The sequence below is a fragment of the Gammaproteobacteria bacterium genome (genome assembly GCA_019911805.1).
In the GTDB taxonomy this organism is placed as follows: domain Bacteria; phylum Pseudomonadota; class Gammaproteobacteria; order Thiohalobacterales; family Thiohalobacteraceae; genus JAHJQQ01.
Map to the genome: position 1 here is coordinate 1 of JAIOJV010000018.1, position 14420 is coordinate 14420.

General features: G+C 62.0%; 12 protein-coding genes, 3 tRNA genes and 1 pseudogene. 9 read left to right on the plus strand and 7 right to left on the minus strand.

What is annotated here, in order from left to right; translation table 11 throughout:
- Positions 1 to 266: 266 nt before the first annotated feature.
- Positions 267 to 1841: a DUF255 domain-containing protein gene (locus K8I04_01355; GenBank protein MBZ0070370.1), complete on the plus strand. Its 1575-nt coding sequence runs from the start codon at positions 267 to 269 to the stop codon at positions 1839 to 1841.
- 271 nt (positions 1842 to 2112) lie between these two features.
- On the plus strand, positions 2113 to 2637 hold the full coding sequence (locus K8I04_01360; GenBank protein ID MBZ0070371.1) for a DsrE family protein: 525 nt from the start codon (positions 2113 to 2115) through the stop codon (positions 2635 to 2637).
- A 260-nt stretch (positions 2638 to 2897) separates the two neighbouring features.
- On the opposite strand, the gene K8I04_01365 is transcribed toward K8I04_01360, so the two are convergent.
- A tRNA-Val gene (locus K8I04_01365) sits at positions 2898 to 2972 on the minus strand.
- Positions 2973 to 3184: 212 nt separating this feature from the next.
- On the opposite strand from K8I04_01365, the gene gltX reads away from it, so the two are divergent.
- From gltX to K8I04_01390, 5 genes are all read left to right on the plus strand, one after another.
- Positions 3185 to 4597 (plus strand): glutamate--tRNA ligase, encoded by a 1413-nt coding sequence (gene gltX / locus K8I04_01370; protein MBZ0070372.1) that lies wholly within the window; start codon positions 3185 to 3187, stop codon positions 4595 to 4597.
- Between the two features lie 416 nt (positions 4598 to 5013).
- Complete coding sequence (locus K8I04_01375; protein MBZ0070373.1) at positions 5014 to 5367, plus strand: c-type cytochrome; 354 nt, start codon at positions 5014 to 5016, stop codon at positions 5365 to 5367.
- Positions 5368 to 5632: 265 nt separating this feature from the next.
- A tRNA-Ala gene (locus K8I04_01380) sits at positions 5633 to 5708 on the plus strand.
- Between the two features lie 31 nt (positions 5709 to 5739).
- Positions 5740 to 5931 (plus strand): hypothetical protein, encoded by a 192-nt coding sequence (locus K8I04_01385; protein MBZ0070374.1) that lies wholly within the window; start codon positions 5740 to 5742, stop codon positions 5929 to 5931.
- Between the two features lie 17 nt (positions 5932 to 5948).
- Positions 5949 to 6024: transfer RNA gene (locus tag K8I04_01390), tRNA-Glu, on the plus strand.
- A 132-nt stretch (positions 6025 to 6156) separates the two neighbouring features.
- Here K8I04_01390 and K8I04_01395 read toward each other — a convergent pair.
- The 4 genes from K8I04_01395 to K8I04_01410 form a co-directional block, all read right to left on the minus strand.
- On the minus strand, positions 6157 to 7299 hold the full coding sequence (locus K8I04_01395; protein MBZ0070375.1) for a cytochrome P450: 1143 nt from the start codon (positions 7297 to 7299) through the stop codon (positions 6157 to 6159).
- Between the two features lie 503 nt (positions 7300 to 7802).
- Positions 7803 to 8030, minus strand: coding sequence for an SHOCT domain-containing protein (locus K8I04_01400; GenBank protein MBZ0070376.1), 228 nt, complete (start codon positions 8028 to 8030; stop codon positions 7803 to 7805).
- Positions 8031 to 8153: 123 nt separating this feature from the next.
- Positions 8154 to 8627, minus strand: coding sequence for a hypothetical protein (locus K8I04_01405; protein MBZ0070377.1), 474 nt, complete (start codon positions 8625 to 8627; stop codon positions 8154 to 8156).
- A gap of 124 nt (positions 8628 to 8751) precedes the next feature.
- The gene (locus K8I04_01410) at positions 8752 to 10872 is read right to left on the minus strand and encodes a copper-translocating P-type ATPase (protein ID MBZ0070378.1); all 2121 of its coding nucleotides are present in this window, start codon (positions 10870 to 10872) and stop codon (positions 8752 to 8754) included.
- Between the two features lie 795 nt (positions 10873 to 11667).
- On the opposite strand from K8I04_01410, the gene K8I04_01415 reads away from it, so the two are divergent.
- Positions 11668 to 11934, plus strand: a complete 267-nt coding sequence (locus K8I04_01415; GenBank protein ID MBZ0070379.1) for a DksA/TraR family C4-type zinc finger protein — start codon at positions 11668 to 11670, stop codon at positions 11932 to 11934.
- Between the two features lie 33 nt (positions 11935 to 11967).
- Here K8I04_01415 and K8I04_01420 read toward each other — a convergent pair whose 3' ends face one another.
- Positions 11968 to 12666 carry a hypothetical protein gene (locus K8I04_01420; protein MBZ0070380.1) on the minus strand — a complete coding sequence of 233 codons (699 nt, stop codon included), beginning with the start codon at positions 12664 to 12666 and terminating at the stop codon, positions 11968 to 11970.
- Between the two features lie 103 nt (positions 12667 to 12769).
- On the minus strand, positions 12770 to 13375 hold the full coding sequence (locus K8I04_01425) for a TetR/AcrR family transcriptional regulator (protein ID MBZ0070381.1): 606 nt from the start codon (positions 13373 to 13375) through the stop codon (positions 12770 to 12772).
- 201 nt (positions 13376 to 13576) lie between these two features.
- On the opposite strand from K8I04_01425, the pseudogene K8I04_01430 reads away from it, so the two are divergent.
- Positions 13577 to 13966 (plus strand): annotated as a pseudogene (locus K8I04_01430) (DUF692 domain-containing protein).
- Positions 13967 to 14420: the final 454 nt, after the last annotated feature.

The window sequence follows — 14420 nt, forward strand, 5'->3', positions numbered from 1 at the left end:
GGGGGGGGGGGAGAAGTGCGCCGGCGAGGCCGTCACCGGGGCGGATGCTGAGGTGTGGCGCCGAGCTACACGCTGATGGGCGATTCGGCAAGGCCTGCCGACCGCAGGTGCCGCCACCGATCAGGCGGGACTACGCGCTGCGAGTCACCAAAAAGGCAGTTTATACTGCCTATACACAGATCGTAATCCCGCTCGCGCTGCAGTCGGCGTCCTCGATCCGCACCGGTTGCCGGGAATTTTGCCGGCCGGCCGGTATCCAAACGGACATGAGCAACCGTACACATCACCATGACGCAGAAAGGCCGACAGGCAAACTTGCGCGTGCATCCCCTGGCCGGCGTGGCTGCGGAAATGGGCTGACACACCTGGTTTTCCTGTTTCTGGTCCAGGCGCTGGCCACGGTATTCGCCGACACCACGCCGGACGAATACCCGGCCGGGTCCCGGATCGAATGGCAGCACTTCGAACCGTCCCTGTTCCAGCAGGCAAGGTCCGGAAACCGTTCCCTGTTCCTGTATTTCCACGGGCAGTGGTGCAGCTGGTGCCGGGATTTCCAGGAGGAAAGCCTGGAGCAGGACGGGGTCGTGGCGAGCCTCCACGCCGGCTATATCCCGGTCCTGATCGATCTCGACCGGCGGCGGGACCTGTTCACCCGCTACGGCGGCCGCGGCCTGCCGTTCGTGGTGATCCTGGACGCCCGTGACGAGATCCGGGGCCGCTTCACGGGCCATGTGGGGGCCGGCGACCTGGTGCGGATACTCACCGAAGGGCGCCGCCAGATCTCGATCACCGGGCGCGAACTCACACCCACTGACGCGCCCATCGACAGTGTCGAGGCCTTCCTGAAGATGCTGGATGAGGTGTACGACCCGAACACCCGGCGCCTCGGCGGTAGCGCCATGTTCGGCACCCTGAGCAAGCGGCCGCAGCCGTGGACGCTGTCCTTTCTCCTGCACCAGGAAACCTGGCGCGAGCGCATGCCCGGGTTGCTGGACCAGGTCATCGAAGACCTCGCCGACCACGAGGAAGGCGGTTTCTTCTTCTTCCATGATCCGGACCAGCCCGATAGTAAGCGTGCCCTGGAGACCTCCAAGCGGTTGGACCTGAACGCCGCCTTCCTGTGGCTGTTCGCCGATGCCTATGCGCGCCTCGGGGAAGACCGTTACCGCACCGTCGTGGAACGCGGCCTCGACTATCTGGAGGCCCACCTTTGGCAACCCGATGAACAGCGTTTCCATACCAGCCAGCACTCGGATCCTTGCTACTATGCCCAGCCGCGCGCGACACGCCTGACCCTGGCCCCACCGGTCGTGGACCGCACCAGCTACGCCGACGCCTCGGGCCAGGCCATCGCCGCGCTGGTGCGGGCCGCGGAAGCACTGGAAGATCCCACGCTGCTGGCATGGGCGGGCGCGGCGCTCGAGGGTCTGGACCGTCACCTGCGCACGGACAAGGGGTACCTGCATGCCCTGTCCCCCGAAGGGAAACCGGAACTGGAAGGTTATCTGCCCGCGCAGGTCTGGCCCGGCATCGCCTGGCAGCTGTATCACAGTGCGTCCGGTACCGCGCCAGTCGATCGGCAACAGGAATTGTTGCGGAATGTGGCGCGCTTTTACGATGCCGGGCTGAACGCCTATCGGGAACGCACGTCGGAGGCACTGGAACCCTGGGTGGAAACCCGCACCCAGGCAGCACTGGCCTGGTGGCTGGCCACCCTGCCCCGGGAGGCCGTCAAAGCAGCCGGCATCGACCCGGAACGGGTGCACGCCCGGTTGTTTATCGCGCCGGGAGCCGATCCGGATGACGTGGCATTGGGTTTCCGGGCCCTGAATAGCCGCTGATCCCGTCCGCCAGTAAAAATCCGGCCATCGCCCTGCGGGGCAACGCCAGGTTTTCCCCAGCCGATCGAGCGCGCCGCGCAGCCTTAGGGATCTGCATCTTCAATCAGTACTTCGGGGTGGCGCCGATCTACCCGCTGATGGGCGATTCGGCAAGGCCTGCCGACCGCAGGTGCCGACACCGATCAGCCGCGACTACGCGCTGCGAGTCACCAAAAAGGCGGTTTATACTGCCTATACACACCTGACATTTCAGGTTCAGCGGAGGTCGCTCATGAGCTACCTGAGAATCATCTGCGTGATCGGTTGCGTGCTCGGGTTGACGGGTCCACCGGCGGCCATGGCGGTGACACCCGCGCCGGAGGATCGACCACTGGTACGCGTCGATCCGCAGGCACATTATCGCGTGGTCTACGATATCCATTCCGATGAGGCGACGGCCGGCATCAGCAGGGGACTGTATTACGCACGCGGTCTGATCGAGGCCTACCACAAGCAGCAGGTGGCACCCGATCAGCTTGACATCCACCTGGTGCTGCATGGCGATGCCGCGAAGTTCCTGCTGATCGAGGAGACCTACTGGATGGCCATCGATGATCCCTTTGCGGCCAACCTCAACGCGGCGATCACCCAGGACCTGCTGGACCTGGGGGTGAGTGTGGAAATCTGCCACAGCACGATGCGGTCGATGGGCTGGACGGCGCCCGACGTGTTGCCCGGCGTGACGATCGTGCATGACGGGTATACCCGCCTGATCGAGTTGCAGAACGACGGTTATGCCTATATCGGTGGGTTCTGAGCGGCAGTTCCCTCAACACCCCACAGCGCTGCAGTGCGCGTTCTTACCTGGGTATTTCCGTACCGTCGTAGCGCAGCAGCGGCGCTACGCCCGATCTGCCCGAAGGGATCTCCGACCGTGGTTGTCCTGCTGCCCTCTGACCTTCATGGGATGCAACGTATAGCGGCTGGAGCGGCTGGGCAGTCCGGGACGGCGTGTCCCAAACGTGTCCCGAATGGCAGGGCATATCTGGCAGAGGGCTCGTAAGTCCTCGAAAGATATGGTGGGCGCGACAGGGATTGAACCTGTGACCCCCGCCGTGTGAAGGCGATGCTCTCCCGCTGAGCTACGCGCCCATTTTTACTGGCTGGCGCCTGGAGTCCCCGCGGCCAGATCCGACTCCTAGAGACGGTCCCGGCGCAGGGAAGTGCATTCTAGGGCCCGTTCCCGTAGGGGTCAACCAGGAGGCGGGGCGCGGGTGGCGGCATCCGGACAACGGGTCGGGCGTTCGGCTACAATATGCCGCTTTCGCGCCCTGTCACGCGCCTTCCAGGGGACCTGCACCGACATGACCGTCCGTACCCGTTTCGCCCCCAGTCCCACGGGTTATCTGCACATCGGCGGTGCCCGCACCGCACTGTTTTCGTGGCTGTACGCCCGCAAACACGGTGGCCAATTCATCCTGCGTATCGAGGACACCGATCTGGAGCGCTCCACCGAGGCATCGGTCAACGCCATTCTGGAGGGCATGACCTGGCTGGGGCTGGACTACAGCGAGGGTCCGTTCTACCAGACCAAGCGCTTCGACCGCTACGGCGTCATCATTCAGCAACTGCTCGACAACGGCCATGCCTACAAATGCTATTGCAGTAAGGAGCGCCTGGAGAAGCTGCGCGAAGCCCAGATGGCCAGCAAGGAGAAGCCGCGCTACGACGGCCGCTGCCGTGATGGTGCGACGCCACCTGCGCCCGATGCGCCTTATGTGATCCGTTTCCGCAACCCGCAACAGGGCGAGGTCGTCGTCGAGGATCGCATCCGTGGTCGCGTGGTGTTCCAGAACACCGAGCTGGACGATCTCATCATCGCGCGCACTGACGGTACGCCGACCTATAACCTCACTGTCGTGGTCGACGACGCCGACATGGACATCACCCATGTCATCCGCGGTGATGATCATCTGAACAATACGCCGCGCCAGATCAACATCCTGCGCGCGCTCGGCGCCACCCCGCCGCAGTACGCACACCTGCCGATGATCCTCGGCGCAGACGGCAAACGTCTGTCCAAGCGTCACGGTGCAGTCAGCGTGATGCAGTATCGCGAGGATGGCTATCTGCCCGAGGCGCTGCTCAACTATCTGGTGCGCCTGGGTTGGTCCCATGGAGATCAGGAGGTCTTCACCATCGGCGAAATGATCGAGCTGTTCGATGTGAAGGATGTCAACAAGGCCGCCTCCTGCTTCAATCCCGACAAGCTGCTGTGGCTCAATCAGCAGTACATCAAGGACAGCGATCCCGCCCACGTCGCGCGTCATCTCAGCTACCACCTCGGTCGGCTGAACCTCGACCCCGCACCGGCGCCGCCACTGCACGAGGTGGTCAAGGCACAGCAGGGACGCGCCAAGACACTGGTGGAGATGGCGGCCAACAGCACCTATTTCTACGGTGAATTCGAGCGTTACGACGAGCAGGCCGCACAGAAGCACCTGACCGCCGCGGCGCGACCGCTGCTGGCGGCGCTCAAGGAGCAACTGGCCGTTTTGGTCCACTGGCAGCCGGAGCTGATCCACACTTGCGTCGTTGCCGTGGCCGAGGCCACCGGCGAAAAGCTCGGCAAGGTGGCGCAGCCGCTGCGCGTCGCGCTGTCCGGCGGGACGGTATCGCCGCCGATCGACGTGACGGTACATCTGATTGGGCGCGAACGGGTGCTCGCGCGTCTGCAGCGCGCGCTCGATTACATCGACGCCTTGCCGCAGGCCTGATCCGGGAGCGGTTGTCCCCCAGCCGGGTGCTTGTTACAGTCGGCACCTGCGCACAATGCCGGTGGCCGGCCCGCACGGCAGATATGTCCGTGGTGGCGCGTCGGACTGTGCTGACGCCGCCGGATTGGAATCAAAATAGAAGAACGCTGGAACCGTACTCCGCCCACTGACCTGAGGAAATTCCGATGAAGCCATTCAAATTATTGTTGATCTGTTCCGCACTGGCCCTGGCCGGCTGCGGTGACAAGGGTGATGCCGATAATCAGGGCACATCGCCCACAGGGCAGGCCCAGGATATGACCAGCCAGGCGATGGACACGGCCCAGCAGACGGCCGCCGACGCCGGTGCGGCGACGGAACAGGCCGCTGAACAGGCTGGTGAAGCGGCCGAGGCCGCCGCGGCCGGTGCCGCCGATATGGCCGACCAGGCCGCCACTGCGGCCGGCGATGCAGCCGCCGGAGCAGCGGCCACCAGTGAGACCGCCCCCGCCGCTGCCCCGGCAGCTGACGTCGATCTGGCGGTCGGCAAGAGTGTCTACCAATCCAAGTGCATGGCCTGTCACGCCACCGGTGCGGCCGGTGCCCCCAAGCTGGACGACAAGGCCAACTGGGAGCCACGTATCGCGCAGGGTATGGACACCTTGAATAAGCATGCCATCGAAGGCTACAAGGGTGCCAAGGGCTACATGCCGCCCAAGGGTGGCTTCACGAGCCTGTCCGACGACGAGGTCAAGTCCGCCGTTGCCTACATGGTCCAAGAGAGCAGCTGACACCCGACGGTGCGGTGATGAGGGGGAGGGTGCGCAAACACCCTCCCTTTTTTTCGCTGCCCTCTTTTTTCCGCTATCAGACGCGGGACCTCAACCCGTGATGCACGTCTGGGGGTCAAGGCGTATCACCTTGCGCACGGGCCTGGTCAGGTATACCCCGCCGGTCCCCGCAAGATGTCGCCAAACCGAGAGAAAAAAGGCAGTTTTCCCCGCTGGCGGAGGTTGACAGTCGAAGCGCGCCTGGCGTAAAGTTCGCGCTCCGCGTGGGGCTATAGCTCAGCTGGGAGAGCGCTTGCATGGCATGCAAGAGGTCGTCGGTTCGATCCCGACTAGCTCCACCAATTTTTTGCCTTGCGTTTGAAGTGACGGTTCATGCACCGCTTCGGTCGGGTCGCAGTGTACCTCGGTATCCTGCTCAGTGTGGTCGGGCTGGTCGGTGGTTTCACGGCCATGTTCCGGGATGCGGAGGGGATCGCGGTCAACCTGCTCATCCTGGTGCCGCTGGGCTTCGTGGCCCTGCTCACCGGTGTGGTGGTCACCCAGTTGCACCGTCCAGACGAATAACGCAAGCACTCAGTCCTGTCCCCTTCGTCTAGAGGCCTAGGACACCGCCCTTTCACGGCGGCGACAGGGGTTCGACTCCCCTAGGGGACGCCATATTCAGGTAGTCGTTATGAGGGCCGCGCAATGCGGCCCTTTTATGTAACGGAACCTGTCACCCCCGCTTACAGCAAAAGACCACCGCTGCGCCAGCAAGTTGGGTTTACTTTTTGCTGAAGTATCGAAGTATCAACCAAGCCGCAAGGGGAGCACCGCAAGGCCGTTGCTGGGATACGTGGTTCGCTGCGGGGCATCGGCGGCGAAATCAAAGCGTTTCGTGTGCGCGAGCAGTTCCTCGATCGCCACACGCAGTTCGAGTCTGGCCAAGGAGGCGCCCATGCATACATGGATACCCTGGCCCCAGACCATGCTGGGCTCGGCATCCCGCTCGATCTTGACGGCATGCGCATCGTCGAACACGCGCGGATCACGATTGGCGGCAATCCACATCAACGACAGTGTCCCACCCTTTGGAATGACCCGGTCCTGAATCGCCACCTCCCGCGTCGTCGTGCGCCGGTTGGCAACCAGCGGGCCGTCCGCCCGCAGGATCTCCTCGATGGCGGCAGGGATGAGTGATGGATCATGCCGCAGTCGATCCTGCAGTTCGTGTTCTTGAGCCAGATGCAGGACCACGTTGCCCAATGCGGCCGCGACGGTGCCATGTCCGGCGGCCCAGTTACGCAGGACACTGACGATCTGATCGTCGTCAAGCGGCACGCCATCGACCTTGGTGTTCAGCAGCCGGTCTGTGGCGTCGGTCTCGTCATTCGGCGTGCTGCGGTGCGCAGCCAGGTTGATCTTGACATGCTCCGAGAAAAGACTGGCCAGGGCCTTGCCGGCCGCGGAGTCCTTGCTGAAGGCCGCCTGCCGACTGCCGTGTGTCCAACCACCCAGGCATTCCCAGTGCTGCTCGGGCCAGCCGAGTACGCTGCACAATGTCTTCATGACAAAGGGCATGGCAAAGCCAGCCATAAATTCCGTTTCATCACCGGAGAGTAACGGTCCCAGGAGGTTTACGGCGATCGCGCGGGCATGTGGCTCGAGCTTCGCCATTTGCGCCGCAGTAAAGTTCGGCTCGAGCGCTGCCCGATAACGACCGTGCGTGGGTGGATCCATGCCGTTCGGGATGGCCAGATGCCGTGATGCGTTGCTGTACGTATCTGCATCGGCCAGGACACCGGCGATATCCTCATGTCGGAATAACGACCAGCCCATGAATTCGCTATACGCGACCGGGCAGCGCTCCCGCATCTGGTCATACTCGCGTCGTTGGTCGGCCAGGATCGATGTGTCTCGCGGATCCCAATCGTCACGGCGTGCTTCGCTCATTCTGGAATTCTCCTGAATTTTGGGTGATCTGTGCAGCGCATCGTTCGTTCCTTGTTATCGGTATGAATTGATCACATATTCCCGGAGTGTTGTCGATTTCTCTCAATTTGCAGGTGGTTAACACTGGTGTTGGTCTCGTGGTGTCGTGTAATTGAAAATGCGACTTCACGGCGGCTTTGGTGCTGCCAAACGGCGCTCACGGCAACATCGTCAGGCACAGGTCGATCATGGTCGAGTCCGGCGCGTACAGCGTGTTCGGCAGACCCAGCCCCGGGGGGGCCGGTATCCCGCTCGATCTTGACGACATGCACAACTCGACGTTGCTCGAAGCACAGGAAATCTCTGGCGTTCCCCAGGGAGGTCAGATTCAGGCGGTCAGCAGGAGGGCCGCGCAATGCAGCCCTTATGAAGAGCTCACTTGAAGTTCTGGCAGGTGATTTGTCATTTATCGGCCGCCAGGCAGCCGTATACCCGCGCCGTGATCTCGCAAGCCCCGGCGCAGATTATCGGTCGATATCCTTGAGCTTGCGTTCGTACTCTTCCTGGTCGATTTCACCTCTGGCATAGCGTTCCTTCAGGATCTCGCGAGGGCTTTGCCGGCCACGGCGCGTTCCGGAACCCAACAGGCCGAAAAACACAGCAGCAATCACTGCAAAGATGATCAGCCAGAATACCATCCCGACCAGCCCATGCCCGAAGCCAAATCCCCATTCCCAGTGGTCAGAATGCATGATTATACCTCGCCGGATTCCAGTTGGAGTGTGTGTCCTTGATTACGTCACTCATTCGCTACAGTCGGAAAGCATGAGTAAGCAGCAGCCATGAGGCCGCTGCTTACTGGGTCAGACATACTGTCACGGATGGGTTTTTTCATACTGCTGCTGATGCTCCTGCATCTGGTCCATCATCATCTGCATCATATTCATGCGCTCTTCCATTTGCTCCTGTGACATGCCTGCGCCCGGGGATTTCTGCATAGCGCCATCCTTCATACCACCCGAGCTCTTGCCCATCATGCCCATGCCCTGTTTCCCCTGGGAGGTACCACCCGACATTCCCATGCCACCACCCATATTGCCCATCATCTTACCGCGTCCACCCATCATGGTATTCATCTCGCCCATGCCTTCACGCATTTGCTGCATATGTTTCTGCATCAGTTTCTGACGCGTATCCACATCCTTTTCGGCATGAATCTGCTGCATGGTCTGATCCATTTCCTTCATGCGTTCTTGCATGTTGGCCATCCCGCTGTTGCCGGTTGCGGCATACGCAAGAGGAGAGGCCAGGACGATGATGATGGCGCTGGCTTTTATCAAATGTTTCATGACAGTTTCTCCTGATAGTGTCTAAAGAGCATCATGCTCACTGATGAACGACCGGCATGGCAGCCAGTCATGGAATGGTGTGATTGACTACTGCTCAATAAGACAATCACATCATGATTTGTTGTCACTGGCGCGCCTCACTGGCTTTGCGTCCATTCGTTCCAGCATGATTGACGCCCAGCAGTTTGGCATTGATGGCGACGATGATGGTGCTGAGGGACATCAATGCGGCACCGAAGGCGGGAGTCAGCACGATCCCGATGCCGTAGGCCACCCCCGCGGCCAGCGGGATGGCGAAGACGTTGTAGCCCGTGGCCCACAGCAGGTTCTGAATCATCTTGCTGTAGGTGGCGCGGGACAGTGCAATGATGTCGGCCACATGGCGCGGATCGGAACGGACCAGCACGATATCGGCCGACTCGATGGCCACGTCCGTACCGGCGCCGATGGCAATCCCGAGATCGGATTCCACCAGGGCCGGGGCATCGTTGACACCGTCACCCACCATCGCCACCCGCAGACCGCGTTGCCTGAGCTCGCGTATCCGGACGGCCTTTTGATCCGGCAGTACCTCGGCAAAGTAGTCATCGAGTCCCAACTCCTTCGCCACGGAGCGGGCCACGGCCTCGGCATCGCCCGTCAGCATCATGCACTGGATACCCATGGCCTTGAGTCGTTCGATCGCCTCGCGGGATTCCTCGCGCACGATGTCCGCCAGGGCGACTGCGCCAATCGGGTGGTTCTCTTCCAGGATGAACACGACGGTCTTTCCCTCCTGCATGAGGCGGTCCAGGGCATCGTTTTGCACCTGAATGTTTTCCCTGCGCAGATAACCGGGACTGACCACGCGCACCAGGCGGCCATCGACGCGCGCCTGTACCCCGCTGCCGGGCAGATTTTCAAAGTCGGAGGCGGGCTGCAGCGCAATCCCACGATCCTGCGCCGAGCGCACGATCCCGGCGGCGATCGGATGCGAGGACTGGCTTTCCAGTGCGGCGGCAAGGCCCAGCATCTCATCCTCGCCACGCTCACCCAGCACCACCACGTCGCTCACGCCAAAGCGACCTTCGGTGAGCGTGCCGGTCTTGTCGAAGACGATGGTCTGCAGCCTGTGCGCCCGCTCGAAGGCACTGCGGTCACGAATGAGCAAGCCGCTTCTTGCGGCCAGACTGGTACTGACCGCCACCACCAGCGGGACCGCCAAGCCCAGGGCATGCGGGCAGGTGATGACCATGACCGTGACCATTCGTTCGAGCGCAAAATCGAAGGCCCGACCCAGCACCAGCCATACTGCCAGTGTCAATCCGCCGGCGGACAGGGCGATATAGGTCAGCCACTGGGCGGCCCGGTCGGCCAGGTCCTGGGTGCGGGAACGCGATGCCTGCGCCTGGCGTACCATCTCGACGACTTGGGAAAGATAGGTCTCGTCGCCCGTTTTGCTGATTTCGATCGTAATGGCGCCATCGCCGTTGATGGCCCCGCCGATGGCCTCGTCGCCTTCCTCTTTTTCAACCGGCGTGGATTCGCCGGTCAGCATGGATTCATTGAGGCTGGTCCTGCCGCTGATGATCCGGCCGTCGGTCGGTACCTTTTCACCGGGTTTGACCAGTACCCGGTCTCCGGGCCTGATCTCCGCCACCGGTACCTCTTCAGTGCTGCCATCGTCTGCCAGGCGGTGAGCCACCGTCGGCATGAGTTTGACCAGGGCCTCCAGCGCGCCCGATGCACCCATGACCGACTTCATCTCGATCCAGTGGCCCAGCAGCATCACATCGATCAGGGTGGCCAGTTCCCAGAAGATGATCTTGCCCGCCAGGCCGAGCACCACGACCGCCGAGTAAAAATAGGCGACCGAGATCGCCAGGGCGATCAAGGTCATCATCCCGGGCTGGCGTTGTCTGAGCTCCGTGAACAAGCCGCTGATAAAGGGCCAGCCCCCATAGAAGTACACCACCGATGAGAGCAGCAGCAGGACATAGGTATCGCCAGCGAATGCCAGAGACTGCCTGAGGCCGAAGAAAGACTGGATCATCGGCGACAGTGCCAGGATGGGCAGCGTAATAACCAGCGAAAACCAGAACCGCCGGCGATAGTCCGCGATCATGGCGGCATGATCATGCTGACTGTGAGGGTCCGCCTGCTGTCTGGACGCATTGGAATTGCCGTTGCCGGAATGACGGCGGTGCCCCTTCGCCATGTCGTGCTGAGGTTGCGCTTCCTGCCTGCTGTCATGGGAGTGATTCATTGTGGGCTCCTCAAACCATTCAGTTCGAAAATATCCCGTAATTTTCGCGAGGCAGTACCGTCGTGCAGCAGGCGGATCGGTTCCTGTACACAGCCTGCCAATATCAACACGCTGAGCAGGGCGGGTGGTTTTTATCAATTTGCCCTATGAATACAGGTCTCAAGATGACCAGGCACTAGACAGGCAAAATCGAATGAGCCGGTAGTGTCGAGTTGTCAGGCTGATAGCATAACGGCCAGTTCCTGTCCCCAGCATGACGCCGACATTACAATTTCTACAGGCCCATAATAGTTAGTTCGATGTAAGCGCTTTATTTTTGGCCCAAGCCAAGGAAAAAGAGACCAAGGCCCGTCTCCCTGCGGCACTTGCCGCCGACCCGGATGGGACGCCCTCACGCCTGGTCGGCAGGGTCGATGCAAATTCAGTGACCTGCGCAGCCGGATCGACCAAAAATGGAAAAATGATTTCAGCCACAGAAACACTCAGAAGGCGCTGCAGTGAAAATAAACCTGTTTCCTTTCAGCGCGCGTTGCGGTATTCCGCTCCAGGCAAGCATAGTCAAAACGGTAGGCGCATGCCTATCCAGCCCGAGCCAGGCTGTAATGACGCTACACGATTTGCGGTAACTTACGACAGCGGAGTTTTTGCCTGTGGGCAGTGTGAATTGGTTCTGTAGCGATGGTGTATGATTACTTGACAGGGAGTGATCCCGAAGTGATTCCGGTGCGCTGACGCTATAGATAGATGTGAAATCCCACCCGCAGCGCAGGGTGTGGTTTCAAGCAGGAGTGGATTATGGCTGTCGGTTGGGCCCGTGATGGGGCTGTGCAGGATCAGATTGACGCGACTGTCGAGGACGGGGTGAAACAGGCACGGGAGCGTTTGCCAGATGGTGCAGGCCTGAGTCACTGTGAGGAATGTGAGGCGGCTATTCCAGAGGCGCGTCGCAAGGCGGTCCCCGGTGTCCGTTTCTGTATCAGGTGCCAGTCGGAACGGGAAGAAGGGCAGACGACGTTTGCCGGTTTCAATCGCAGCGCCAGCAAGGACAGTCAGTTGCGTTGAGCAGTGCCCGCGGCCATGCCCCCGGATGACGGGTCATCCGACCGTGGCGGTGAAACGGGCCGAACTGGGGACGTCCATGACGACCGCACACCGATGGTTGCCGATGATGAAGCTACTATGCGCATGTTCCCAGTCCGCCTCGCACACGAGTGTGTCGATGCGGACCAGGAGCCGCTGCAGGGTGAGGCCCAGCGCGCCGCGACGTCGATAATCCAGACCCAGCCGCCGCCAGCGGGCCTCCACCGTGGCCTGTACCGAACGCCCGATCGCAATGAAATGCTCCACGAGCAGTGCGCGCAGCGCCTCGTCGCCAAGGCGTGCGCGCAGGACATCGACGAGGGACTTGCCATCATCGCCGGCAGTGGCCGGGATGCTGGCCGTGAGCCCGTCGGGCAGGAAGGACTGCAGGCTTTCACCGTTGCAATGGCCGTGCATGAGGTCTTCGTCGATGATCTGCCTGAAATCCGGACGCGGGTCCGTGCCGGTACGCGAGGCGAGCTGCAGCAGCGCCATCGCCTCGTTGCGATGGCCGCCGATGCCGAAGCCGCAGAGATGATGATCTACGATGTCATGCACGAGGACGGACGTGGGTATGCGGGTGCCGTGCGCGGCGGTTGCGGCGATGACGCTCGGCTCGCCGATGGAGACGTCCAGCTTCCAACCGCGCGCACCGTACCCGTCCAGCCACTCACGCCGGTAGGTTGCGGGGACGGCGATAGCAGGCTCGCTCATCGGATGCGCGCCTGAGTCGGCCGAGGTGCCCCGATCTCTGCATGAGATATCCCTCCTTTCTCTTTGGGTAGACCGGTCGGTCAAAGTTCCAGCCAAAAAACGCTCAGCTCGCGGGCAGATCGATACGGATCTGCGCGAACGCCGGACCCAGACGCCGGATCACCTCCGGGTCGTTGGCCGTCTTGGCCAGCAACAGGATGCCTTCAAGATAGGCGAGCATGGCCGCGGCGGTGGCCGGGATATCCACGCCGTCGATCTCACCGGCCGTCCGGGCCTCGTTCAGGGCCTGCTCGAAGCGCGCCTGGATCCCGGCGAACACGGCTGCGAGCTTGTGCCGGATCACCTCGTCACGGGTGGCGAGTTCCAAGGCCAGGTTGCCGAACGGGCAGCCCAGCAGGTGTCCGTTCGAGGCGGCGGTGTCGCGCTGGAATTCATACAGTATGGTGATGAAGCGCTCCAGGCGGTGCAGGGGCGGGAGATCATGTGCGAACGCGGGGATCAATACCTGCTCCTCCAGGCCCGTCTGCAGTGCGTCGATCACCGCCAGACTCAGCTCCTGTTTGCTGGGAAAGAAGTGGTAGAAACTGCCTTTCTTCACTGCGGCCCGGGTGCAGATCTCGGCCACGCCCACGTCGGCATAGCTGCGGCTGTAGATCAGGTCGCGGGCACTGTTGACGATGCGTTGGCGGGTGTCTTGTTCCTGGGTCATGCCGCGACTATAGTAGACCAGTCGGTCAAATACAAATACCCGCGACGCGGGCAGGCCACAGGCTCAAGGCATCCATGACCTTCGCCCCAACCACTGTCCTCGGCACTGCGTCCCGCGCCGACAGGGCCCGCCGGGCAGCAGCTACCCGGCCGAGGCTATACTGAATGCCGGCGTCCGTGGACGCTCGACCGGAGGTCCTCCATGCAGGATGTACAGCTACAGGGTGCGGGGCTCGGCCTGAGGCGGGAGATCCTGCCCGCCCTCCGGGCCGGGATACCGGACGCCATCGATCTTCTCGAACTCGCCCCGGAGAACTGGATGGACCTGGGCGGCGTGTGGCGCAGGGATCTGCACGAACTCGCCGCCTAGCGACCGCTGGTGGCCTACGGTCTGTCCCTGTCGCTGGGCGGGCCGGCACCGTTGGATGAAGCCTTTCTCGGGCGCGTGAAACAGTTTCTGGACACGCACAGCATCGTCCCCTACACCGAGCACCTGTCCTGGTGCAGCGCTGGTGGCCATCTGTATGACCTGCTGCCGATCCCGTTCACCGAGGAGGCCGTGCAGCATGTGGCGGCAGCGCCGGCGCGTTGACCGGCGTATGCAGCACTACCAGCACCTGCTCGGCGCCCTGCTGAGGCAGGCAACGGACGCGGACAGTACCCCGGATGGATTTACTCGGCAGGGTGGCACGCAGCCGGCCCCGTAGCGATACTGCTTTCTCCCCTATAGACCATAGTCATCTCGATTGTCATCACTGTCAGAAGTCCTGGCACTGCCGCCACGCGCTGCTACGCTTGAAGGGGTGAGCATGGACGGGCCCGCCGCGGGGAACACCCGTCATCGCCTCCTGGCCCCGGGCCAGGCCTATCTTGAAGACCACTATTCTGAGGCCCAGCCTGACCAGAGCGAAGGCGGAACCGGTTTGCAGAAAAGCTTGAGCTCATTCTGCTTTCCTGGAGACACCGGCCCGCCGATGGTCCCGACGGGACATCATGAGGAGGCAGTGTGATGAGTCTCGATACAGCCCCAGATCCCGCCCCGGATC

Bases quoted from the DNA above. Each gene is read 5' to 3' on its own strand.
- K8I04_01415 (MBZ0070379.1), top strand. From the start codon at position 11,668: ATGGCTGTCGGTTGGGCCCGTGATGGGGCTGTGCAGGATCAGATTGAC.
- K8I04_01405 (MBZ0070377.1), bottom strand. From the start codon at position 8,627: ATGAAACATTTGATAAAAGCCAGCGCCATCATCATCGTCCTGGCCTCT.
- K8I04_01355 (MBZ0070370.1), top strand. From the start codon at position 267: ATGAGCAACCGTACACATCACCATGACGCAGAAAGGCCGACAGGCAAA.
- K8I04_01400 (MBZ0070376.1), bottom strand. From the start codon at position 8,030: ATGCATTCTGACCACTGGGAATGGGGATTTGGCTTCGGGCATGGGCTG.
- K8I04_01425 (MBZ0070381.1), bottom strand. From the start codon at position 13,375: ATGACCCAGGAACAAGACACCCGCCAACGCATCGTCAACAGTGCCCGC.
- K8I04_01420 (MBZ0070380.1), bottom strand. From the start codon at position 12,666: ATGAGCGAGCCTGCTATCGCCGTCCCCGCAACCTACCGGCGTGAGTGG.
- K8I04_01385 (MBZ0070374.1), top strand. From the start codon at position 5,740: ATGCACCGCTTCGGTCGGGTCGCAGTGTACCTCGGTATCCTGCTCAGT.
- K8I04_01395 (MBZ0070375.1), bottom strand. From the start codon at position 7,299: ATGAGCGAAGCACGCCGTGACGATTGGGATCCGCGAGACACATCGATC.
- K8I04_01410 (MBZ0070378.1), bottom strand. From the start codon at position 10,872: ATGAATCACTCCCATGACAGCAGGCAGGAAGCGCAACCTCAGCACGAC.
- K8I04_01360 (MBZ0070371.1), top strand. From the start codon at position 2,113: ATGAGCTACCTGAGAATCATCTGCGTGATCGGTTGCGTGCTCGGGTTG.
- gltX (MBZ0070372.1), top strand. From the start codon at position 3,185: ATGACCGTCCGTACCCGTTTCGCCCCCAGTCCCACGGGTTATCTGCAC.
- K8I04_01375 (MBZ0070373.1), top strand. From the start codon at position 5,014: ATGGCCGACCAGGCCGCCACTGCGGCCGGCGATGCAGCCGCCGGAGCA.